The 22897-nt window shown below is 46.4% G+C and carries 19 protein-coding genes; 9 read left to right on the top strand and 10 right to left on the bottom strand.

What is annotated here, in order from left to right:
* Positions 1 to 124: 124 nt before the first annotated feature.
* Positions 125 to 1234, bottom strand: coding sequence for an extracellular solute-binding protein (locus tag QUA27_RS06445; RefSeq protein ID WP_333067057.1), 1110 nt, complete (start codon positions 1232 to 1234; stop codon positions 125 to 127).
* Positions 1231 to 1350 carry a hypothetical protein gene (locus QUA27_RS06440; protein ID WP_333067056.1) on the bottom strand — a complete coding sequence of 40 codons (120 nt, stop codon included), beginning with the start codon at positions 1348 to 1350 and terminating at the stop codon, positions 1231 to 1233. Before QUA27_RS06440 ends, QUA27_RS06445 begins: the two co-directional genes overlap by 4 nt.
* A 666-nt stretch (positions 1351 to 2016) precedes the next feature.
* Here QUA27_RS06440 and QUA27_RS06435 point away from each other — a divergent pair.
* Positions 2017 to 2415 carry a hypothetical protein gene (locus tag QUA27_RS06435; protein ID WP_333067055.1) on the top strand — a complete coding sequence of 133 codons (399 nt, stop codon included), beginning with the start codon at positions 2017 to 2019 and terminating at the stop codon, positions 2413 to 2415.
* A gap of 387 nt (positions 2416 to 2802) precedes the next feature.
* Here QUA27_RS06435 and cobT read toward each other — a convergent pair whose 3' ends face one another.
* The 4 genes from cobT to QUA27_RS06415 form a co-directional block, all read right to left on the bottom strand.
* Positions 2803 to 3909: a nicotinate mononucleotide-dependent phosphoribosyltransferase CobT gene (cobT, locus tag QUA27_RS06430; RefSeq protein ID WP_333067054.1), complete on the bottom strand. Its 1107-nt coding sequence runs from the start codon at positions 3907 to 3909 to the stop codon at positions 2803 to 2805.
* Positions 3910 to 4124: 215 nt separating this feature from the next.
* A complete protein-coding gene (locus QUA27_RS06425) occupies positions 4125 to 4880 on the bottom strand; it encodes a DUF2232 domain-containing protein (protein WP_333067053.1) in 756 nt (251 codons plus the stop codon).
* A 246-nt stretch (positions 4881 to 5126) separates the two neighbouring features.
* On the bottom strand, positions 5127 to 5624 hold the full coding sequence (locus QUA27_RS06420; protein ID WP_333067052.1) for a universal stress protein: 498 nt from the start codon (positions 5622 to 5624) through the stop codon (positions 5127 to 5129).
* Positions 5625 to 5714: 90 nt separating this feature from the next.
* Positions 5715 to 6428, bottom strand: a complete 714-nt coding sequence (locus tag QUA27_RS06415) for a Crp/Fnr family transcriptional regulator (protein ID WP_333067051.1) — start codon at positions 6426 to 6428, stop codon at positions 5715 to 5717.
* A gap of 273 nt (positions 6429 to 6701) precedes the next feature.
* On the opposite strand from QUA27_RS06415, the gene QUA27_RS06410 reads away from it, so the two are divergent.
* The 7 genes from QUA27_RS06410 to QUA27_RS06380 all read left to right on the top strand — a co-directional run bounded on the left by QUA27_RS06410 (position 6702) and on the right by QUA27_RS06380 (position 15998).
* Entirely contained in the window at positions 6702 to 6872 is a 171-nt protein-coding gene (locus tag QUA27_RS06410) for a hypothetical protein (protein WP_333067050.1), read from the top strand.
* 653 nt (positions 6873 to 7525) lie between these two features.
* Positions 7526 to 9817 (top strand): hypothetical protein, encoded by a 2292-nt coding sequence (locus tag QUA27_RS06405; RefSeq protein WP_333067049.1) that lies wholly within the window; start codon positions 7526 to 7528, stop codon positions 9815 to 9817.
* Between the two features lie 143 nt (positions 9818 to 9960).
* A complete protein-coding gene (locus QUA27_RS06400; RefSeq protein WP_333067048.1) occupies positions 9961 to 11865 on the top strand; it encodes a hypothetical protein in 1905 nt (634 codons plus the stop codon).
* Positions 11866 to 12128: 263 nt separating this feature from the next.
* Positions 12129 to 12839, top strand: a complete 711-nt coding sequence (locus QUA27_RS06395; RefSeq protein WP_333067047.1) for a sugar transferase — start codon at positions 12129 to 12131, stop codon at positions 12837 to 12839.
* 74 nt (positions 12840 to 12913) lie between these two features.
* Positions 12914 to 13768 carry an ADP-ribosylglycohydrolase family protein gene (locus QUA27_RS06390; RefSeq protein WP_510175255.1) on the top strand — a complete coding sequence of 285 codons (855 nt, stop codon included), beginning with the start codon at positions 12914 to 12916 and terminating at the stop codon, positions 13766 to 13768.
* 208 nt (positions 13769 to 13976) lie between these two features.
* A complete protein-coding gene (gene pgsA / locus QUA27_RS06385; protein WP_333067045.1) occupies positions 13977 to 14501 on the top strand; it encodes a CDP-diacylglycerol--glycerol-3-phosphate 3-phosphatidyltransferase in 525 nt (174 codons plus the stop codon).
* Between the two features lie 45 nt (positions 14502 to 14546).
* Positions 14547 to 15998 carry a HAMP domain-containing methyl-accepting chemotaxis protein gene (locus tag QUA27_RS06380; RefSeq protein WP_333067044.1) on the top strand — a complete coding sequence of 484 codons (1452 nt, stop codon included), beginning with the start codon at positions 14547 to 14549 and terminating at the stop codon, positions 15996 to 15998.
* 140 nt (positions 15999 to 16138) lie between these two features.
* On the opposite strand, the gene QUA27_RS06375 is transcribed toward QUA27_RS06380, so the two are convergent.
* The 3 genes from QUA27_RS06375 to QUA27_RS06365 all read right to left on the bottom strand — a co-directional run bounded on the left by QUA27_RS06375 (position 16139) and on the right by QUA27_RS06365 (position 20446).
* Complete coding sequence (locus tag QUA27_RS06375) at positions 16139 to 17884, bottom strand: diflavin flavoprotein (protein ID WP_333067043.1); 1746 nt, start codon at positions 17882 to 17884, stop codon at positions 16139 to 16141.
* Positions 17877 to 18506, bottom strand: a complete 630-nt coding sequence (locus tag QUA27_RS06370) for a vWA domain-containing protein (RefSeq protein ID WP_333067042.1) — start codon at positions 18504 to 18506, stop codon at positions 17877 to 17879. Before QUA27_RS06370 ends, QUA27_RS06375 begins: the two co-directional genes overlap by 8 nt.
* A 212-nt stretch (positions 18507 to 18718) precedes the next feature.
* A complete protein-coding gene (locus QUA27_RS06365; RefSeq protein WP_333067041.1) occupies positions 18719 to 20446 on the bottom strand; it encodes a diflavin flavoprotein in 1728 nt (575 codons plus the stop codon).
* A gap of 587 nt (positions 20447 to 21033) precedes the next feature.
* On the opposite strand from QUA27_RS06365, the gene QUA27_RS06360 reads away from it, so the two are divergent.
* Positions 21034 to 21360 (top strand): DUF4129 domain-containing protein, encoded by a 327-nt coding sequence (locus QUA27_RS06360; RefSeq protein WP_333067040.1) that lies wholly within the window; start codon positions 21034 to 21036, stop codon positions 21358 to 21360.
* A gap of 544 nt (positions 21361 to 21904) precedes the next feature.
* Here QUA27_RS06360 and QUA27_RS06355 read toward each other — a convergent pair.
* A partial coding sequence (locus QUA27_RS06355; protein ID WP_333067039.1) for a Calx-beta domain-containing protein occupies positions 21905 to 22897 on the bottom strand: 993 nt, incomplete at its 5' end.

The raw sequence follows: 22897 nt of genomic DNA, 5'->3' as shown, positions 1-22897 counted from the left end.
CTCGCCTATTGTACAATACGGGAGCGGGGACAGCACTATAAATGCAAAACTGCGATGCTCCGTGATCTTTCATGGATAAAAGAGCGCTGAAGCGCAACTACGTACCTCAAAACGCAGTGAAATTTTAACTTTGCACTACTTGCCGAATTTCTTGCCAGATCGATCGATATTGCGCAATCCCCGCATCCCCGAAAGGCAGCAGAAAGTCGCTAGCAGCAAGAATCTTAGCATCTGGCAACAACACAGAATTAGTGCGAACAGCTTCCGGCAAATCCTCGGGTTTCATGCCGACAATTATCGGCGAACTAGCCTTAGCCAGTAAAGATAATTGAGGAGCAACCCGAGGCTGCAAGCAAAAATCAATCCATTTTTCCACTAAAGAAACTGAATTGCCTGATGCTGGTTCTACCCACAAATCTGTCCAAAGTGCAGTTCCCGAAACCGGAATTACTAAAGCAATATCCTTTTCAGTTTGCAGCAGCGGCAGCAAGTCGCCAGAGGAACCTACTGCCAACCAAGTATCGCCTAAAATCAATGGTTGCAGGTAAGCGTCGGAACTATAAAGTTTAACTTGTCGGTGCAGATTTGCGAGTTCTTTTTTGAGATTCGGGACTCGATCTAATTGCTGCGTATTGTAAGATTTTCCGAGTTTTTTTAATGTTAAACCGATAACTTCTCTAGCGCTGTCCGGCAAAGAAATTCGCTCGCGCAATTCCGATCGCCACAAGTCTTTCCAATCTGTGGGAGTCCACCCCAAAGACTTGAATTTATCTGTTCTATAGGCAATTACTGTACTTCCCCAGCGGTAAGGTGCAGCCCACACTTTACCTTCAGGATCTAATTTACCCTCATCGTTGCGCCTGACGAGTTTTTGCCATCTTTCGGGCAATTGTGACCAATTAGCAAACTTAGCAGGATCGATCGGCTTAATCAATTTTTGCCTAATTGCCAAAGTCAGCCAGTAATCTCCCAACATCACCAAGTTAGCTTGATTTTTTGATTCGGGAACCCGTTTCCACTCCTGCAACAGGGCGAATAATTCTTTTAATTGTGGTTCTTGCGTTACCTGCAAAAGCGGAGACGGTTGTACATCGCGACTAAATTTGCTTACCAGTTGGGCCGGAATACCGTTTTTGAGCGATCGAATTTTGAGAATGGGCTTCGAGTCGCACCCTGCCGCCAATTGACTTAAAGTTAGGGTGGCGGCCCCCAATAGCAAAGACCTTCGTTTCACCTGTGAATCCGCTTTTCTAAATATTGACCGATCGTTTTGTGTTCTACAGCCCGGGAAATAATTGTTTGTCGAGTCCGGTAGTTGGCGCCGATTTGTCTTATTTCTTCCTCAAACACAGAGCCATTGTACTCGGTTCTGCTGCCAAAAGAGTCTGTTTTGCTCTTGCCCTGATTTTACCTTCTAGCTTGTCGATCGACCTTTCCGATGCCGAAAACTCCGTCAACTTAACCGCTAATTTCTCTGTTCCAAGTTCCTTTGAGCAAGTTGTGTTCGCCAGCCGGGTCGATCGACTGCATCTGTGTTACATTTTTTAATATAACGAAATCACGAGAGCGCTGCCATCTGCAGTTGGATGACGCTTTTTACACAACCGAAGTGAAAAATCCTTTTTAAATCGGCGACAGCTTAATAACTAAAAAAACTAAAAATCCATTCATCTGAATCCTGAAAGCACTGGCGAGAGCGAAGTCAATCTAATAGGACGCTCTGCAATCCCACTCTCAGAAACCCGACCTTTTAACTCTGATTGAAGGTTGGAACGAAGTATAGGGGTTAACCAACCTGGTTCCTGTGTCCAAGGCTATGTAAAACCTAAAATCTACAATTTACAATCGACTCACGAATAGCGATCGATTATCTTCAAGCTGGCTCCCTAAATCTACCGTCTGGATTGGGAACACAACAATTACGTCAAAAATTAAATAATTTAGTGATAAATCCAAGTTATGTAAAGATTTACCTAAAATGTAAAGATATTAAGTTACGAGCCAAAGGATGATTGTATGGAAGCGCTCCGCCAGCAAGTTACAGTATTGAGCCAACAAGTCGAGGCCCTCTACAAACTCATAGAAAACCTCAATGAAAAGCTCTTGGCGTCTGCCACGGAGACGAAGCTGACCCAGCAACAGAGAAACGATCGCTCTGGAACGGTAGGAAATGACAAAACCTCGTCCTATCAAAGCTACAGCAGTCTCGACGGCCTCCTCGAACACAAGGACATACTGTTAGATGACAGCTACTTCGACAAGAATTCTCAAAGCCTGGAAAAAGAGCTGAGCGCAGAGATTCAAATCCAGCGCTTAACAGCTCAGCTAACAGCAGCTTACAATCGAATTGCAGCCTTGGAAGAACAGTTGCTCTCCAAAAGAATGCACTCGCAACATCTAGGCGGGCCTAATTAAATATTGCTAGCGGGGATCGGGTACTAATCAAAAAAAATACAAGTTGCGTTGATTTATGCTCGTGTACTTAGAGATTCATTGCAGAGAGTTTTTTATCTCCAGCAATTAGCAGGGGGGATACTGCATCAAAGCCAGATATTGTGTAGAAAACTATGTAAATCTGAGAGCATAAATGCTACAGAAAGTGATATAATTATTCAGCCACAAGGAAGCTGGGTGAGCAGCACAACCATGTTCGCAGCTCGATCGGCGCATCTGAATTTTTAATGTTTAATTCCTAAGATTCGTGGACGCCCAGAAAACTAAAAATCAGGTTTGCGAGTGTATTCGTCGCTGCAAAACCCCAATATTTTCAGTGAAAACCAGGTTTTGTGCCTCCAGGACTCTCTAATGTTTAATTTCACATCGCGAGGCTAAAGCTTCAACAGCTTGGAGGAGTTGAGGAGGAGTCCAATTTGCAGTCAGACCACTGGCGATCGCACAGGCTCCCGCACCGACACCTTCTTTAACATAGCCGCGATCGTAAGCTTGCAGTTGCCCGTAGCGAGATCCAGCAAAACTTAGCTGCGCGGCCAACAGAGGCACACCGCCGATATCTTTAGCGAGTCCTATAGTGTCTCCTGTAGGGTCTTCTGCCACCCAGCGCGTAGTCCCCACCGCAACTTGTTCGGGACCCCATACTAAAGCATATTCACGGGCTAAGGCTTGCATCAAAGCGTACACTGCCAGCATTTGCGTACCCCCGGCCAGAAGCACCCCGCAAGTCCGACTCGCGGCGATCGCCATTGCCGCCACCACTATTTGCATCGGATCGCCCACCGCCGCTACCAATTCCAGGGGAGTGCTGTTTTGTCCGTTAATTTCCCACTCAGCATTATTGAGTCCCGCTGTCACCGCAGCCAATTTTTGAGCGTGATTGCAGCGAGGATGAGAACTATTAACTTTGCCCGCCGCTGCCATACCCAAACCCATTAACACGCCCAAAGCAGTAGTCGTTCCCCCAACCACGCACTCTCCTAAAATTAAATAGCTGCCATTAGTTTGAGCGGCTAATTTAGCTCCCCAAATTAATCCTTGTTCGAGCAAATGTTTGACAGTTTCGAGTTCTAAAGCATTTCCAGAAATCACACACTTTGCCGCAGTGCCGCCCAAATCAATTGCAGGTACGGGAGGCGGGAGGGGTAAACCAGCATTAAATAAGTAAAGGGGAAGCTCCAAAGCTTCGACTACAGCGCGAGATATCAATACCGGCGATGCACCCGCTTCTAGGGGCGGCAAAGGATATTGGGGCGACGGTTTAGGGCCGTTATACAAAAATTCTGCATCGGCTAAACAAGTAAATTGTCGATCGTGCGGGGTTGCTCCTGCTGCTGAAATCCCCGGAATTAAGCCTGTAGCGGTAAATCCTAACACGCAGGCAAATATCGGTTTTGGTCCCCGATAGCGATCGAGCCACCGCTGACCCTGTTCGATTTCTGTATAAATACCAATCATAAATTAGTCAGTAGTCAGTAGTCATTAGTCATTAGTTATTAGACCTCTGCAATAATTATTGTGGAACAGGAATTCTGCCTGTTCAAGACCTGCTTTGCAGGAGAGGTCTATTAGTTATTAGTCATTAGTTATTTAGTAGCAATTAGCAATTAGCAATTAGCAATGCCCGATGCCCGATGCTCGATGCCCGATCCCCGATGCCCCATGCCCAATAACTACTCTTCATAATCAATCAAAACTTGCACCCAGCTTGGCGGCCGCGGAATTGGATTTCCCAAACGATCTAATAGCAGCAAAGCTACTAAATGCACTACAAATAAATAGACAATATTGTTAACCAAAATCATCCCGGCGGCGATCGCCCCAATTGTGTTCAAACTGGGTACATTAAGCCAGCCCAGCTTGACAAACACCCATTCCACCATCTCTGTTACCTGGGCGGTTACGTAAACCCATAGATCTTGACCCACCAACGCTGACAGCAGCCAAAACCGAAAAAAGAAGCCGACAGTACCAATTAGCGCGCCGACACTAATAGAGAGTGACCAACTCGCTTTGCGCCTCCAAAGTCCTCCCAGCGCAACTCCCATAATTCCAAAAGGCATCACGTATAAAATGCTCCGCGTCGGGCCCATCAGTACCGATAGCAGCAAACCCGATACCAAAGCTGCCATCCAAGCTGCTCGGTTGCCCCAACGCAAGTAAACTAGGGCGATGGGTATGGGGAAAAAAACCCGCAGCAAAGGCCCTAGCGGAAAGTAATAATTTACCAGCCAAATTAAGCTAGCGGTACTTGCCAAAAAAGCCGTTTCTACGAGCCTTAAAGGCGCTTCCCCAGAGGCGCGCTTCTCCTGATCGGGATTGGTGCGATCGCCAGCCATTGCTGAAATATCGGCGGTTTGTGGCTCGTTATTGGTATTGGGTGAACTACCCGAATTAGAGGCAGCATCTGCTGACAAAAAATCACTCATCCGATTTTAGATTTTAGATTTTAGATTTTACGGGACTTGCGCTCGATACGGCTGATTCCCGATTTTAGATTTTAGATTTTAGATTTTAGATTTTAGGGGGCTTGCGCCCGATACGGCTGATTCCCGATTTCAGTGTTTGGATGCCTCGCCACCAAATTTAATATTGCTCGCAGAAACCGGGTTTAGGTAGGAACGCAAGTCTTATGTTAGATGGATTTTCTCAGCCAAAATTTTCAGCAGCATTATTTATTTTTCGATTTTGACTTCCTGGATTACCAAAACCGAACAAGATGCGTGGTGAACGACATAATTACTGACGCTGCCGAGGAAAGCTTCTGCGAACCCCGTGCGGCCGCGCCTCCCCAACACTATTAAATCTGCGCCCCAATTTTCGGCGGATTCACAGATACAATGCCCCGGATCTCCGTCCATTTTGCAGTCAAATTCCACCTGCAATCCTTTGTTTGCTGCGGCGTCGCAGTAATTTTTCAGCAAACCCGAAGCGTGTTTTACATCGCTTTCCAGCCGCAAACGTTGAGCTTGATAAGCTTGATCCATTAACTCGACATTCATTCCCAAATCTACTGGAATTGGCACTGCCGTCTGACCCACCGTGCTCACAGTAACGCAGTTAAATAGCATTACCTGCGCGCTATCGCTCAGAGCTAATTCTAAAGCTTGAGTGAAGACGCGGTGGCCCAGTTCAGAATCATCTAAGGCGGCGAAAATTTTCTTAAAACTCATAGCTTTACCTCCTGCGGGAAATCATTAATATCAGTTAGTTAACAGAGAGTGCTTTTGAATTAGATGCAATAAAAGCAAACTCTGATACTTCTAGACTAACAGACGCTCTAAGGCGTGGAGGTCGGGAATGCACAAAACGTCACGTTCGCGCTGAATAGTTCCTTTTTTTTCCAGCTTACTCAGCACTCGCGTTACTGTTTCGCGAGCCAGCCCGCTGAGGCTGCTCAATTCTCTGTGTGGCAGGTTGGGAATTTCTGTACCTCCTGTGGAAATGATTTTTTTCCCTTGTCCCTCTGCCAAAAATAATAGAATATCTGCTACTCGCGAGGTACTGTCAGACTCTCGCAAACGCAGGCGGCGGTTGACTTGTCGCAGGCGACGCGCCATCAGTTGAGCTAGGCGAATGCCTGCTAGCGGCTCGGTATGAATGAGCTGCACAAAATCCTGAGATGGCATATTGCCGATCAGTGTCGGGGCTAGGGTGATCACATCTGTCGATCGCGGTGCTTCTTCGATCGCGGCCATTTCCCCGAATAATTCTCCTTTCCCTAAAATATTCAGTGTTACTTCTTTTCCGTCTAGGTTGTAGGTGCGAATTTTCACCCAACCATCTAATATAAAATACACTGATGTTCCCCAGTCATTTTCGAGTAAAATCACTTGATTTGACGGATGACTGCGGGTAACGATGTGGACAGTTGCTCTCTCGATTACGGGATCGGGTAATCCTGCAAAAAAAGGAGTAGAAACTATCAATTGGTTTATATTAGAATTCGGATCTCGGGTGTTAAAGCGGTCTTCCATGAGGCCATCATTTTAATTTATGCGCTTGAGCTGCGCTGGGCAGTTACAAATAGCTTGCAGCCGAGTCATTGGATTTGAGATTCTAGATTTGAGAAACAAGGATCTAAAATCAAGGATCTAAAATCGGAAATTTTACCTCTAAAGTTTTGCGGTCAAAGGCTCAATATGGGAACTAATAGCCTCAAGCTCTGATTGGGAGCTAGAAACTAAAAAATATACCATAATTTTTTAGATATATACCACTGAGCAAATTTTATTCACAAAATTTTAGCAATGTGGCAAACCACTGAGCCGATCGAATTACCTTTGAAAGCACTTCGCGAAGACAAGCTTAACACTGCTGAGAGATTTGTTGTCACTAGGCCCTGCTGTCGAGAAGGTAGAATCCACGAGTACAAGCCTGCAAGCAAGGTAGACAGCGACCAAATCCGAGCAACTACCTAGAACCTGGCAAATGTCAGCACGATCGGCAAAATTCACAGCCATTGCGAGCCTAAAGACTGGCGCTCTTGGCGAGCGAAACCCACCCACTTCCCAGCAAACTTTTCTGCCACCCCAAAATTATTGTACCATTAGTATCTAGCCATGAATACAGATAAAAGGCTATGATAAAAGGTTACTCAAACCCAGTATACGGGGACAATCCCTAATCTCGGTATCCCAAAGCCCAAATTGTTTGAGGTTTTTTCCAAGTCGGTAAAAGATGACGAGAAAGTGGCGCGCCGCCATACTAACGAAACTCGCGGTGACAGTGTGCGACCCGCCGTTCAAGCGGGTGAAGACAAAATTTCGTTGGGATCGCATCTCTTACGAGCACGAATCAACCTCCGGGTCGGGAAACTCGCCCCTGAGCCGCAGAATTTGACAGCACTTGCAATTGATAGAAGCTGGCATTTGGTGCGGAAGTACCGGCTAACCTATCATAGGCAATAGAAGTTATCCGAAGGCCAAACGTTAATTAAAAGTTGTCAAAAAATATTAGTGAATTATTGACGGACTCGCATTCAGATTATTCTATCTATTGGCATCGCTGCCGCCTGAATTCAGTCTTTTTTCGGTAAAGTTTCTCCCAAGCCGCATTCCCAGAGGTTCCGCCCTTGAATTCTCAGAAGTACAAAATTCAAGCACTGATTGCTGAGATAGACGAGGTACTCAGCAAGCCCGCACCCCGCTTGCCTTGGACGGGTTCGATAGATACTGTCCACCAGCGCCAACTTTTAGAGCGAGTGCGCGCTTATCTGGTTTCCTCAGACTCAAAGCTAACAGTCCCAAAGGCCCCTGCCCGCCCAAATGTGCCCCCGCAACCAGTTCCAGTGCCCAAAGTGCCTCTGCCCGCCCCTGGCCCCTCAGCCGCAGAGCAAATCATGCTTGCCGTAACCGGAGAAATCAGCCATCTGCGTTCAAGCCTGACAGGGCCGCTCCAAGAAGACATAGAAGCTTTGCGACAAGAGCAGCAAGCTCTAATTCAAGAAATCAAACAGCTAGAAGCAAAACGGCAGCAGCAACAATCCCTAGCTCAACAACAAGCCAACCAACAGCAAATCATTGCTGAATTCTTGCAGGTACTGACTGCCCGCTTGGAAGAAACCTTGACTAGCGATTTCTCCCAAATTCTAAGTTCGCTAGAAAATCAGTTATTGCAAAGCAGCGCAGCACCATACTCTTTGGGCAGTGCGCCTGATGAACAGTCGGCTATTGATGTCACACTGAACCGACAAACCTCAGAAGAACACCCGCTGCTGACGCCGGCTCAGAGGTTGGAGCAAATGCAACTGTTCCAATCTCGTGCTGACAGTCTGCTGATGAGTCTCGATTCTAGGATGGCTATAGTGTTCGAGGCTTTGCAAGCAAATCTGCAAAGCTATCAAGCTTCCTTGAGACAAGAAGTAGAAAATATGTACGGTTTGAGCCAGCAGAGCGAGGCGATGTTCGCGGCTTTGGTCAACCACTTGGCTTCACAGTTGGGGCGAGAAGCATCTTCCTACGTTCAACAGCCGATCGATCTAGCCAATAATCTCGAAACCGTCACCCCAACAGCAGCCGATCGATCTCCTATCGCTCCCGCCCTTTCAAATACTCCAGAGACTCTGGCGGGAGACTCGGTGCAGGAAGTTCGCACCGGCGAATTCGGAGACCAAGACAGATTTCCCTATGCCGGTACAGAAATTTCTCCGCAATTCAGAAAGTTGAGGCGCGACCGCGACCGCATTCAAGCCCCAAGTTTGCTCCCGGATCTGGAAGATAATGTGTTGGGTGATACACCCGAAAAATCTCGAAATGCAACTCGGTTTACTGGCGGTGAATTGGATGACAGGGTAACAGAAACAGACGAAGAAATTGATGACTTGTATGCAAGCTTGTTCGCTGGAGAAGCGGTTCCTGAAGTAGAATTACAAATAGAAAATTTTCCGGTAGAAAATACTGTAATTGAGACAAAAAGAGAAGGCGTAGAATATCAAGCAGCGACGGATAATGAAAATGCAGAATCGCTAAAATTGACTGAAGATTTGTTTGTAAATCTACTGGATGAAGGCGAATCTCTGGAAGAGATTTTAGTAGAGGAAAATTCAGAATTTGTAATGCAAAATTCTGTAGAGAGTCTAACTTTAGATAGTGCAGATTTATTTCAACCGCAAGTGGCAACAGTACCTCAAGTTTCAGAAGCATCACCCTCAACTGCTGAGGTGCAAATTGACGCGGACGATCGAGAAAATATAGAAACGGGTCAAAACATCAGCGAGCAGTTCGGCGCTACAGTGCCTCAATCAGCAGCTTCGCCGTTGAGAACGCCTGTAGAAGTTAGCCCTCACCGACCCAGTGCCACGCTCGCTGTACCAAGTGTCGGTGACTTGCAAACTGGCGAGTTCGACTCATCCTCGCAGCGGCTCGATGATGGGTACATCCAAGCTTCGCCGGACGAGGATTTGCTGCCGGTGGAGACATTAGAAGATGACCTCGATCGAGATCTAAATCTGGACAACAATACTCTGGAACTTTTGGAGGCAGACCTCTACAATCTGGAGGGATTGGAAAATACTAGATCGCGGCGATCGAATTTCTCAGCCGCTAACAGCTTGGATTTATCGGCGAGTTCCCCCGATGACATTGCAAAAAATCCCTTTGCCGAGGCCGCAGAGGAAGAACTCGGCACGCTGGAGGATTTGTTCTCCGATGTTTTGGAACTCTCATCTGAGGATGAACCCTTTGTTTTGGAAAACGAACTTGAGGATGATTTGTTTGCGGAGGAAGATGACTCGAATTTGACGCTAGACGAGATTTTGGCTAGTTTGAGCGAGACCGATCGACCTTTGACTGATTCTTCCCCTCCAGAAACTGCCGAAACTAACGAACTGCGATCGAGCCCTCCAGAAAGTCAAAAAAAAAACTAATTTCGATAGAGAGTAAAGCAGGAGTTGTTGAGGGGAAAAACGATTTTAGCGAGTTTGCCGGGACACAGCAGCAAGAATCGGCTGGACATTCTGCAGCAGATGCGATCGCCCCATCCCTAGAACGGCGGAATTCTAGCTGGTATTTGGGCATTGATTTCGGTTCCAGCGGCTTGTCTGCGGCTTTGCTCGATCGCACCAGCGGCCAGTTGCACCCGATTTACTGGGAAGCATCGCAGGCTGAGGGTTCCCCAGCAGACGCCAGCTTTCGGGTTCCCTCGGCTGCAGTGCTGGCGGAAACAGCCCCAGGAAACCCAGGGTCAGAGGTGACAGTCAAGTCGGTGGGATTCCGACCTCAGCCTTTGCCTGCAGGAGAATTTTTACTGGAAAATTTTAAATTGCCTTTAAAGGTGGGCATTCCTTATCAGCGGGAGGCTGCTGGGATGTACGAACCGCTTTTGCAGTGGTCGCCCTTGCAGGCTTTTTCCATCGCCTTGCCGCTGCAAGGTGTGCGGGCACTGCTGGCTACTTTGAATCCGAGTTTGGGGGGAGAAAAATTTGACGGATCGGGGGAAGTTTTAGATTCTGCACCAAGGGAAATTTTTGCAGGATTGCCAGTTTCCAATTTAATCTGTACGGCTTCGGGACTAACGCCAGAAACTCTCGATGCGGCGCTTTTAGACTTGCAGGGTGTAATTTTGGGGACTCCAGCCGGCTGGTCGGATGTTTATATGTTTAATCTGCGGGAGGCAGTTTTGGGCGCGTCTCTGGTGGCTTCTGGTTCGCAAATTTTTGTGGTGGAAGATGCGATCGCCACTTTGCTGGCTGCTGTAACTCCTGTGAAAAATAGCATGGAAGTCGAGTCGTCAGCCGTGGATTCTGCTAAAGACCCTGAAGAAGCTGCACCGCTGACTGTGAATGCTTCGTCTTTTAGCGGGGGAACTTTGATTTTGAATGCGGGGGCGGCGACGGTGGAATTAGCTTTAGTTGAGTTGCCGTCCAATCTTCAAGATTTAACTCGTGCTGATTTTACTTGCCAGAGTTTTAGTTTTGCTGGCGATGCTTTCGATCAGGATATTATCTGTCAGTTGTTGGCTAAAAATGAAACTTGGGGAATGTCGATCGATTTGCCACGTCCGGGGCATCCAGATTTGCCGAGTCGCTATCAATTGCAGCAGCGGTTACAAGGTTCTGCTTTTGGCCTGCAATTGTTAGAAGCAGCAAGGCAAATAAAAGTTATTTTGCAACATCAAAAAAGTTTTGCTTTGGATATTGACCAGCAGCATTGGGATGTGAAGCGCAAAGATTTGGAAAGTCTGGTTTTAGTGCCTTTTGTGCAGCAGTTAAACCGCGAATTGAATGCTTTGCTCAGCCGCGCAGGAATGTCGCCTGCGGGGATTAATCAGGCGATTTGTGCAGGTGGTATGGGTGCTTGGCCTGCGATCGCCCGCTGGTTGCGGCAGAAGCTGCCGAATGCGATCGTAGTTCAAGACCACGAATTGCAGGTCGATCGAGATATTTTTGAGATTCACAATTCTGCATTAAATTCTGTATCTCAAAGTACCAATTTTTCCAAAAAATTTGGTCGAGTTGCCAGCGGGTTGGCGAGTTTGGCTCTCTATCCTCACATTTTGGATTTGTCGCAGCAGCAGTACAGCGACTTTTTTCTGCTGTGGGAATTAATGCAGGTTTTGGGTGAGGAAACTTTGAGCTTTCAGGAAATTCTGCAGTTGTTGGAACGTCAGGGCGTGAATACCCGCACCTGCGAACCCCGGATTTTGCGGATTTTGGAAGGAAATTTGCCGGCGGGACTTGTGCCTGCGGAGGAAGATTTCATGCTGTTGGCCGAGGAGTCGAGACAAAATCCTGATTGGGAAGCAATTTTGGCTGAGCCGCTGTTCTTTGAAGATGTCTCGCGGGGTTATCGTTTGAATCTCGAACACGCCTCTGTTGTTCGCGAATATTTAGGCAAACTCGCCTCTAGCAGCCAGCAAAAATTGTTAGAGCCGCTAACACTTGCTTGGGATGTTCGCACCGATATTTATCGCTAAACGGCAAAAAACCCGGTTTCTCAGTAGAATCCTCCCTGTCTTCCGGGAAGAGTTCTAGTCGAAACCAGATGTTTTTGCGTCCTGGACTAACTTTTTTCTGTAAATTTACGTAACTTTACATAAAGTTTATACGTTCTTATAAAAAACACATAGAAACTTTATACATTTTTAAAGATTGTGCAAAGCTCAGCCTTTCAGGCTCTGCAGATTTGGGATGGCTAATAAGATGGACGTAAGAGATCGTTAAAGTTGAGACAAATCATATGAAATTTCCGATGGGTGCCTCGTGGAAATCATCATTATCAGAAATGCTGTCCTTATTTTTTCAAGAATTTACTTACAGAGTCTGTGTATCACAAAAACAGCATCACCGATCCGTAACGAGCAAGGTAAAACGGTTAATCGATATTTTGGGCTCGCTGCTGGGACTGGCAATTGCTGCTGTGGTGGCGGTGCCGGTGGCAGTGGCGATGCTGTTGGATGATCCGGGCCCGCTGCTTTACAGTCAAGTCCGCTGCAGCTTGAAAGGGCGACATTTCAGAATATGGAAATTTCGATCGATGGTTGTCGGTGCAGAAAATCTCAAACATTTAGTTAGCAACCAAGCCAAGGGTCACATTTTTAAGAATGAAAATGACCCGCGAATTACCCGCGTCGGCCGCTTCTTGCGGTGCACGAGTTTGGACGAGTTGCCTCAATTCTGGAACGTGTTAGTCGGCGACATGAGTTTGGTGGGAACTCGGCCGCCAACTCCTGATGAAGTTGCTGCCTATGACGATTTTCACTGGCAACGTTTAAATGTCAAACCCGGTATTACTGGGGAGTGGCAAGTCAACGGACGGTCTGGAGTTAAAGACTTTGACGAGATTGTACTCATGGATCTCGACTATCAGCGCAAGTGGTCTGTTGTCTACGATATCACTCTGATTTGCCAAACAATTTGGGTTGTCTTCAGTAAAAACGGTGCGTGTTAATATATTTACTGTTTTGGGGTGTTTTTGGATTTTAAATTTTAGGAAAAAACATGGAATGAAATAGTAGGAAACGGATTAAATATATGTTAATAGAATTAGCGATTGGTGATGCTTACGGTGCGGGTTTTGAATTTGTTGACCGGCAGACGATCGAATTGTACAACAATCTCAACGGTTACATCAAGCATCCCCATCACGACATCCAGCCTGGATGTTACACCGACGATACGCAGATGAGTTTAGCCGTCGCAGAAGCGATCGTCAGCCGAGAACCTTGGACACCGGAACTTTTAGCCAGCAAATTTGTTGAAGCTTTTAGGCGCGATCGGCGATTTGGTTATGCTGGCAAATTTTACAATTTTTTGCTACAAGTTCAAGACGGAAAAGAATTCTTAGAAAAAATTCACTCTGCTAGCGATAAAAGCGGATCTGCGATGCGAGCAGGCCCCATTGGCATTTTTCCTACTATTGAAAAAGTCATCGAAAATGCTACCGTTCAAGCTGCAATTACTCACAACACTCCTGATGGCATTAATGCAGCTATAGCAGCAGCTTTGATGTCCCATTACTTTATTTATCAGCTAGGTTTAAAGAAGAATTTGGGAAACTTTCTAGAAAAGCACGTAGCTGGTGAGTGGTCGATACCTTGGCAAGGAGAAGTCAGCGTTAAAGGTTTGGTCTGTGTTAGAGCAGCTATTACTGCCGTCATGCGAAATGATAGTATGAGCAAACTGCTCCAAGATTGCATTGCCTTTTCGGGAGATGTCGATACAGTAGCAACTATTGCTTTAGCTGCTGGTTCCTGTAGCAGTGAAATTGCCCAAGACCTGCCAGAAAATCTGGTACAAGGATTAGAAAATCAATCTTACGGTCGAGATTATATCATAGAACTGGATCGACAGTTAATGAATTGCGCGATCGACTTCTGACTTCTTGCTGAGATAGGTTACATTCGTTAAATACCTTACACTGTTTCGTTGGCTAACTTCTTTATATGAAGATTAAGACCAACTGTCACAAATAGGGTTAAATTTTATGTAGGTAGTTGCGCTTGAGGGCTCTTTCCTAAGCTAAGAGCGCTAAAGCTCAACTATATACCTTTGTGTAATTTTCCAGTTGACCTTAGTCCTATCTATTATGAATTTGCCTAATTTGATTACTTTTTCTCGCTTGCTGGGAGTACCTTTCCTGCTCTACGGTTTGTACGACCCAAGCGCTCAAAGCCGCTGGGTTTGCACCGCGATTTTTGTGGTAGCTGCGGCTACTGATTGGCTGGACGGCTATTTGGCTAGGAAGCTGAATCAAATTACCGATTTGGGTAAGTTTCTCGATCCTTTGGTGGATAAATTGTTGGTTCTCGCGCCACTTTTAGTGTTGATTGAGTTGGGTAGAGTGCCGGCTTGGGCAGTGTTTTTAATTTTGGGTCGGGAGTTGACAATTGCGGGGTGGCGTGTTAATAAAACTACGATTTCGGGAGCTAATATTTGGGGGAAGTTGAAGACGGTGAGTCAGATTGTGGCGATCGCACTTTTAATTGCTCCTCTATCTGAGGCGTGGAGTGTTCCGGCATTAATTGCTTTTTGGGTTTCTGTGGCTTTAACTTTGATTTCTGGCGCTATTTATCTGTGGCCGGAAAAGAATGCTGAGCTTGACAAAGCCTAGTTCTTCGTTATTCCTTATTCTGTTTAATATAAAATCTAAAATCCAATGAACTTAGGGATTCGGGCTAAATTATTGGCTAGCTTTGGAGCTTTGATAGCCTTACTCGCAGGTGTGGGGTTTGTGGGTTGGCGAAACACAGTTGAACTAGCCGAAGATGCGGAGAAATTGTACACATATCAAGTTAAGGGGACAGTTGCTCTAGCCAACGCCGAGTCAGCTTTGTGGAAGCTGCGTTACGGCTTCCCCCAGTTTATAGTTCAACCTGAAAAGCGAGCGGAAATTTTGGCGCAAGAGCCACAGTTATACAAAATAATTGACGATAGCCTGCGAGAATATGCTAAAGGTGAACTCACAGCCGAAGAGCAAGCAGCTTTCAAAAAAGTGCAAGATATTTATCAAAGGTATGTTGCAGCCAGACCTAAGTGGTTTGAGTTGCAGCAAGCAGGCAAAGTTAAGGAAGCAGCAGAGTATCGCGCAGCTACGACAACTCCCTTTGGTGCCGAAACCGTTAAGGACTTTTCAGCACTAATCGACCTTCAGCGAAAAGTCGGCGCAACAAAACACGATCGAATTGAAGCGAAGATAGGGGATTTGACTGTCCTGCTACTGCTTACTCTCATCTTCGCTTTGTTGTCCGCAGCATCCCTGACTGCGATCGTCAGCCGTGAGATTGTTAACCCAATAGTACAATCTGTGAGGAAGATTGTCTCTTCTTCAACGCAAATCGCAGCCGCCGTGGCGATGCAGGAACATACTGTGTCTCAACAAGCTAATGCTGTGAATCAAACGACTGCGACGATGAATGAGTTAGGTGTTGCTTCGGGACTTTCAGCCAAGCAAGCAGAAGCATCAGCAGTCTCGGCTCATCAAGCGCTAACACTAGCTGATTCCGGTAATAAATCCGTAGAAAATACCATGAAGGGGATAGTAACTATTCAAGAAAAAGTAGGAGCGATCGCCAAACAGATTACCTATTTGAGCGACAATGCTGTTAAAATTGGTGGAATTTCTGACCTAGTAGCCGATATCGCTAACCAAACCAATATGCTGGCTCTCAATGCCACAGTCGAAGCAGTCCGTGCTGGCGAAAATGGTAAGGGTTTTGCTGTAGTTGCGACAGAAATTCGCCGACTAGCTGAGGAAAGCAAAAAATCAGCCGAGAAAATTAATACTCTGGTGACAGAAATTCAAGTGGCGATCGACCATACGGTGATAGTAACGAATGAAGGAGCAAAAACAGCGGAGCAAGGTATTAAACAAGCTCAAGGGACAACTGAAATTTTTGCGGGTGTAGCAGATGCGATCGACAAAGTATTTTTGAACAACAAACAGATTTCTCTGAATGCTAACCAACAGGCGGTCGCAATTCAACAAGTGCTTGAGGCCATGAACAATGTTAACTTAGGAGCAACAGAAACTGGGAGTAGTCTTGCTCAAGTTAAACTCAGTACGCAACTCCTCAACGAAACCGCAGAAGAACTTAAAAAGCTATCTTAGCATCAGGAATAATGCCCTTCGGCTACGCGAGCGGTCAAGTCTCGGTTCCTGAGCGAAGTCGAAGGGCAGGGTAAAAAGAAATAAGAGGGGGTACAAGGGTACCGCCCTACAACAACAGGTTTCTGCGAGATTGTTTCGATTTAATAATGACTCCCAGATTTCCGGTAGTGCACCGCTGTTACCCCGTCATTTTTCAGCAAATGACCGTTTTCAACCGCCGCATAAACTACCCAGTGATCGCCACATTCCATCCGACTTATCACTTCGCATTCCAGATAAGCTAGAGCATCAGTCAAAACTGGACAGCCGTTGCTAGCTTCCATTGTTTCGACTCCCGCAAATCTGTCTTCTCCCGGAGCAAAGTTTTTCATGAAATACTTCCGCAACTGTCGCCCTTCGGCTAAGATATTCAGCACAAACTTATCTCCGGCGTACATCAAAGCTTCGATCGATCGATCTTTTGCCACCGCAATCGTCACACCGGGCGGATTAAACGTTGCTTGCGACACCCAGGAAGCCAGCATCGCACTGCTAACCTCCCCCCGCTTCGCCGAGAGTACGCACAGCGAACCAACGAGTCTCCCTACTGCTTGTTCAGTGCGATCGCTACCCGCTGCTAACTGCGGTTTCGGTGCCCGCAATTTTTGCGATCGAATCAAAGCTTGAGCAAAATCTGTTCCCGCTTCTTTGCACTCGTGAATTGTCGCCGCCGTCGGCTTAAATTTGGCTCTAATCGGCTCAAATCCAATTCGATAGCCGGCATCTTTCAGCTTGTTTTCCACTAAGTCGATCGCCTCTCCACTCCAGCCGAAAGAACCGAAAACCCCGGCTAGTTTGCTTTTAGTTGCGGTAGATAAAACAATTCCCAAAGCAGTTTGAATTTGCGTCGGAGCGTGTCCTGCTAGAGTGGGAGTTCCGATGATAAATCCCGCGCATTTTTCGATCGCCTCTTTAATTTCTCCCGGTTCGGCAAATTCACAGTTAATACTTTCCACCGCAACGCCGGCTTTCGTAATTCCTTTGGCGATCGCCTGCGCTAAAGTCGCCGTATTTCCGTAAGCCGAAGCATAAATCAAAGCAACTGTCAAGTCTTTTGAATTTTGTTGCTGGCTCCATTCCCGATACAAATTGCTCAGTTCATTAAGGCCGTAACGGACGATCGGACCGTGACCGGGAGCATAAAATGCTGTGGGTAAATCGGCGAATTTATCCATTGCTGCCAGCACTTGTTTTGCTTGAGATGCGTGCAGGGAATCGTAATAATACCGCCTATCTTCGCTGTAAACAGTCCACCCTTCATCAAATACTTGATCGCCGCAAACGTGAGCTCCAAATAGTTTGTCAGTGAATACGATTCGAGTTTGCGGATCGTAGGTGCAAAGTTGATCTGGCCAGCGAGGAGTCGGAGTCGCAATGAATTTTAAGGCGTGACCTTTTCCTAAGTTGAGAGTTTCTTCTCCCCGAACGATCATAATGTTTAATTCTTGGTCGGGAAAAGCGGCGCGCAAACTAATTGCTGCTGGATTCGTGCAAACCAAAGCTATTTGAGGAGCTAATTCTAACAGAGCTTTAATTGTTACTGACCTGTTAGCATTGAAATGCCCCAAAATTATGTAATCCAGCTTTGTCAAGTCCACCCGTTGCTGCAAAAATTCCAGGTAATTTTGAGTAAAAGATTCCCCCGGCGGGTCGAACAAAGCAGTTTTGTCAGCTTGAATAATATAGCTATTTGCTGTCGTACCCTTTTGCAGCGAATACTCGACTTCAAATTTGAGTCTGTCCCAAGTGCGCGATCGCACAATAAAAGTATCGAGTGCGATCGGGATAAACTGCACGTCGCGGGGTTTGGCATTAGATGCGAGTCTTGGAGTCAAAGTGTTAGTCATTAATTGCACCTATGAGAAACTGAACTACAGAACTTCTTTTGATTTCGTGCCAAAACTTGGTATCTACAATGTCAAACCTTGCACCTCTACCCTGTAAATTGGTATCCAGGTCAGTCAGAAATTCCCTGGTTTTCAAATCATCTCCAATTTGGATAAAGCTGACTCCAATTTCTTCGTCTTTATCTATTTTATTTGCTGCACTTACAATAATTTCAGCGACAGCAGCGGTATTTTCTGGTTTTTGATCTACGACTGCAACAATTATTGCTCCTTTCTTCCCTTTGCCATCTGTTTTGTTGGCGAAATAATCGCTAAAACTTGCTTTAAGAGCTTCTTCCAAATGAATTGTAGTCGGCTTTACTGAATCCGGTTCCGTATTTTGTCGCTGCAAAATTTCAGCTAACCGGGCAACATTGGAATTTTTATACTTCCACATAGGAGTAGAAGCTTCGTAAAGAGTGATGCCGTCGGTGTCAAATTCCTGACATTTTTTTGCTAAGTCGATCAGAGATGCCTGTGCTTCTACCCATTCCTCGTACCAAGGATGTTGGGCGTCTCGGCTGGCATCGCTTCTGGCAATAATAATTGTGTAATCTCGGTCTTCTAAAAGATTGGCAGGCATTGGCAATTCCCCTAGTTAAAATGGAGTCAAAATGACAACGGTTTGCCCGGTAAGGTGCTTAGATTGCACCCTACTTTGAGAGCCTGGTAAGGTGCTTAGGTTGCACCTTACTTTGAGAGTCGCTGCGTACAAGAAATCACGTTTCTTCCCTGAGAAAGAGTCCGTTAAATCCGTTCAACCCCGCGTACACTGCTCGTTGCCGAACTTGCTTACTAATAGTGATTTCCGACTTTGCGGTGGTGAACGGCAGGCAGTGCATCGGGATTGGAGACGCGGCCGCTATCGACGATCGCATATACTATATGATGGTCCGAAAGTTCCATCCGGCTGACTACTTCGCACTCCATGTACGCCAAAGCATCTGTCAAAATGGGAGAACCGTTGGTAGCAGGTTGAGTTTTAACTCCGGCAAATCGATCGGCACCAGGAGCAAAACGCTTTAAAAAGTGCCTCATCAAAGTTTGATAATTGCCTTCTTCCAGCACGTTGAGAACAAATTTATCTCCCGCGTGCATCATCGATTCGATCGCCCGATCCTTCGCTACTGCTATTGTTAAACCCAGCGGTTTAAAACTTGCTTGAGTTACCCAAGAAGCCAGCATCGCACCGCTAACGTCGCCTTTTTGGGCGGTGATGATGTACAGTCCGCCGCTGATTCGTCCCAAAGCTTTATCGAGGTCGCTGTCGAGAGATTTCATCTGTTTGACAGCCTTGTCCCGCGTCAGCCACTGTCCTAAGTCGGTGCCGGCTTCGTCGCAAAGTTGATAACTCGCTTCTGTCGGTGATTCTTTAATTAAAATGTTGGGAAATGCTTCTTTTAAACCCAACTCTTTGAACTTGTTTCGCAGTGGATAAATTGATGCGTCATCGCCGCCGCCGGATTCGCACAAACCGAAAGATTGTTTGTTGTTAGCCGCAACTAAAATTGTGTTGATAGCAGCTTCGGCATTCGCAGCAGCAGTCCCACTACTCGGCGGCGAACAAATTACGATGCCGGCAGCATTACCCACAAGTTCGCGGACTTCTTGCAAGTCGGCGATTCTCAAATCCATCATTTCCACAGCGACACCGGTTTTGGTGATACCGTGGGCGATCGCTTGGCTGAGCCGATCGCTAAATCCGTAGTCAGAGGTGTAAAATACCGCTACAGTGGTTTCTGCCTTAGCTTGCGCTTGGCTCCACTTTTTGTAGCGCCCGGTAAGTTCCACCACATTGTGCCGCAGCAAGGGCCCGTGACCGGTTGCAACTGTACCGATTTCTCCCAATTCTGCCATCCGCTTCATCGCAGCGAGTACCGATCGAGCATTGGGAGCCATCAAACATTCATAATAAAAGTGGTAATCTTCCTCAACTGCTGCTAAATCGTCATCGAAGGTGCTGTCGGAACAGTAGTGCATCCCGAAAGCGTCGCAGGTGAACAGCACTTGAGTTTTGCTGTCGTAGCTGAAAATAGTATCGGGCCAGTGCAAGTTCGGCGCGGATACAAATTCGATAATGTGGCCGTTTCCTAAATCTAATTTGTCCCCATTTTTGACCACCAATCGCTCAAATGGTTGGTGTACAAGGTTTTCTAAAAATTGAATAGCAACTTTTGCCCCCACGACAATGGCTTGGGGTGCCAGCGCCAACACATCTTTGACTAAACCGCTGTGGTCTGGTTCGGTGTGGCTGATAATTAGATAGTCAATATCTTTGGGGTCAATTTCGCCCGTCAGAGTTTCCATGTACTGCTGGCGAAACTTCTCGTGCGAGGTATCGACGAGGGCGGTTTTTTCACCGCGAATGATGAATGAGTTGTAAGTTGTACCGTTTTTGAGTCCGAATTCGATGTCAAAGCGGTCTCTATCCCAGTCCAGGCATCGAATTGCCGTTGTGTCAGGGGCAATTTCGACTTTTTCCACCGTCAATCTGCGTTGGACTCGTTCAGTCAGCGCTACCATCAGTGCCTCCTTGTCTGTTACCCACTACCTTATTGTCTTCATTCTGACACGTTTTTTTTGTAAATCTTTATCAAATTTCCTATCACTCAGTTAAGCATCCCAAAACAGAGATAGATAGCTTGACAAAAAGCAAATAGGTGTGGTATGTAAAGCAAGTTCGATCGGTTGGGCGATCGAGGTAGTGAGTTTTGGATGGAAATTGCGATCGAGCAGTCAATTAGTTAATAGCAACTTAAAAGCTGTAAAAAATGTGCAGTAAGACGATCGAGTAAAAAAATCCAAAATCCACAAGCCCCAATCAATTAAGTGATGTAAAGCTATCTCTGAAACTTCCTGTGATAAAACTAATTTGGGTTGGCAATTAGGACAGTGGCAACAGCGAGTGGAGGAGTGGTGGGAACTAAAAAATGCCCGAAATATATCGAATGTCAAATTGCCATCTTGGTTTGATTCCCCCATCTAGGGGGCGATCGCTAAAGCCGCTTTTTGGTTAATCTTAGCATTGCTTGCAGTCTGGGCGAGTTGGCAGATTTGGCAACTGTTACGTTTTTATATTCATAATTTCCAAAAGAGGAATCAAACAACTGATGGAAGTGCGAAAAAAAAAAATTAAAGATTTATTGGTAGCAGAGTGGTTGTTGCGATCGCAAAAATTGCAGCAACAAGGCAAATACCGCCAAGCTTGCCGCTGTCTTTACATGGCGGCGTTGCAGCGGTTAAATGATACCGGAACCGTGGTTTACAAACCCAGTTGCACTGATGACGAATATTTACAATTAATCCAGCAATTACCCCAGCCAGTGCCTTATGAAACTTTGATAAGAATACACGAACAACTATATTTTGGGAATACGGAAGCTGACGCCTCAACGTTTGAACAGTGTCAGCAAGCTTATCAACAAATTAAGGATTAAGTAGGTAAGCCCAAAAAAACAATAATATCCAATCGATAATTTTAGGGGCGGGTTTTACGAACAATAATTGCCAAAAACCGACTATCTCAAAAACCCCCACCCAATGGCAAATCGCCATCTAATTCTTTCAATATACAAGGGTTCAAGGTCGTACTCGAATAACGGGCGTAGCATCTAAGAGTACCACCTTGAAAGGGTTGTATAAGACCTAAACAGCAAATGGGTTGAAAACGACGAAACTAGCACCTACCCCAGCAATACGATATTAGCGTTGGTGATATTGTTATTCTCAATATCGGTAGGGCCACCTTGCAAGGAATCGCATCTTGCCTGACATTGCTAACTTTGTTGCTGTCTCGCGCACTACCCGAACGAAATTCAGTAATTGGGCGACAATGCTCGCTGCTGTTAAGCTAGCGAAGATTTTACCCGCGTACCTCACTTTCTTGAAAAAAGCTGTAGTGAGGAATCAGACTGATAAAAAGCATTTAACTACTTGCGGGACATATTAGTAGAGCAAGGATTCCTCGCCCTACTAACAGCCTTAGATGAGAGTGATACTTGTTGCCGCTGTACTGCCGAAACTGTAGCCCGCAGTGGGGTTAGCAAGACCTAAGCGCACAATCCCATTATTGGTAGTAAATGGGTTGTCTTGAATAGTAAAGGTTTGGCTGAGTTGGCCGTTGGCGAAGGACAACGTGCCGCCAGTGGGGCCGCCCGGGTTAAGCAGGTAGTCGTTACCATATACAGGTGCAGGGCCGGTGCCTGCTGGAGTACCCGCCAGAATAATATAATCAATCGATGCTGCACCTAAGCCGCTTGAGCGGGTAACTGTAACCGTTGTGCCGCCCCCCTGAGCGCCGATCGAGCCGTAATCAGACGCACTATACTGGAAGACATTGCCAGATGCACTGCTGCTACCGTCAATAATGTCTAGTCTTGCTGTTGACGGAGTGCCGACGGGGCCGTTGTTGAGATATAGGTTAACACTCTCAGTCATTTCAGGCACAGTATCAGGATTGACAAAGATGCTGAACGTCGTGGAAGTTACCCCAGGGCCAAAGGTGAGTACACCAGCAGTAGACGCATAATCAGCCGCAGTTCCTCCAGTTGATAGGGCGCTGCCGTCAAGAGTACTGTAGCTAATGGTTCCGGCAGCCGTAGTGGAACCGATGCGATTGACTGTCACCGTAGCAAAGCCAGATGATTCCGGAGTGGTGAAAGTAGCCGCACTAAAAACAAACTGGGTTGCTGTTGATGTTACTGGAGTTGGAGTCGGCGTCGGAGTTACCGTCGTCCCAGTTGGGGGCACATCATTAATCGTCAAAATTGACGGACTACTGACATTGCCACCGAAGAGCACCAAATTCACCGTTTCCGCCGATTCCGAAATCGCATCAGTCAAAGCCGGCACGGTGAAACTAGCGGTAGTTTGCCCCGCAGCAAAATTCAACACCCCTGTCGCGCTAGTGTAATCGGCTGCTGTGCCTGCTGAACTTGCCGAACCGTCAAGAGTCTGGTAGTTAATCGATGCAGC

The sequence above is a fragment of the Microcoleus harperi Pol14_C6 genome (assembly GCF_036701295.1).
GTDB lineage: Bacteria > Cyanobacteriota > Cyanobacteriia > Cyanobacteriales > Microcoleaceae > Microcoleus.
The sequence above is the reverse complement of the archived record's forward strand: the minus strand, read 5'-3'. Positions and strand labels throughout refer to the sequence as shown.

Coding starts and splice junctions, on each gene's coding strand:
- QUA27_RS06435 (WP_333067055.1), top strand. CDS start 2,017: ATGGAAGCGCTCCGCCAGCAAGTTACAGTATTGAGCCAACAAGTCGAG.
- cobT (WP_333067054.1), bottom strand. CDS start 3,909: ATGATTGGTATTTATACAGAAATCGAACAGGGTCAGCGGTGGCTCGAT.
- QUA27_RS06425 (WP_333067053.1), bottom strand. CDS start 4,880: ATGAGTGATTTTTTGTCAGCAGATGCTGCCTCTAATTCGGGTAGTTCA.
- QUA27_RS06420 (WP_333067052.1), bottom strand. CDS start 5,624: ATGAGTTTTAAGAAAATTTTCGCCGCCTTAGATGATTCTGAACTGGGC.
- QUA27_RS06415 (WP_333067051.1), bottom strand. CDS start 6,428: ATGGAAGACCGCTTTAACACCCGAGATCCGAATTCTAATATAAACCAA.
- QUA27_RS06410 (WP_333067050.1), top strand. CDS start 6,702: ATGTGGCAAACCACTGAGCCGATCGAATTACCTTTGAAAGCACTTCGC.
- QUA27_RS06395 (WP_333067047.1), top strand. CDS start 12,129: ATGAAATTTCCGATGGGTGCCTCGTGGAAATCATCATTATCAGAAATG.
- pgsA (WP_333067045.1), top strand. CDS start 13,977: ATGAATTTGCCTAATTTGATTACTTTTTCTCGCTTGCTGGGAGTACCT.
- QUA27_RS06380 (WP_333067044.1), top strand. CDS start 14,547: ATGAACTTAGGGATTCGGGCTAAATTATTGGCTAGCTTTGGAGCTTTG.
- QUA27_RS06375 (WP_333067043.1), bottom strand. CDS start 17,884: ATGACTAACACTTTGACTCCAAGACTCGCATCTAATGCCAAACCCCGC.
- QUA27_RS06370 (WP_333067042.1), bottom strand. CDS start 18,506: ATGCCTGCCAATCTTTTAGAAGACCGAGATTACACAATTATTATTGCC.
- QUA27_RS06365 (WP_333067041.1), bottom strand. CDS start 20,446: ATGGTAGCGCTGACTGAACGAGTCCAACGCAGATTGACGGTGGAAAAA.
- QUA27_RS06360 (WP_333067040.1), top strand. CDS start 21,034: ATGGAAGTGCGAAAAAAAAAAATTAAAGATTTATTGGTAGCAGAGTGG.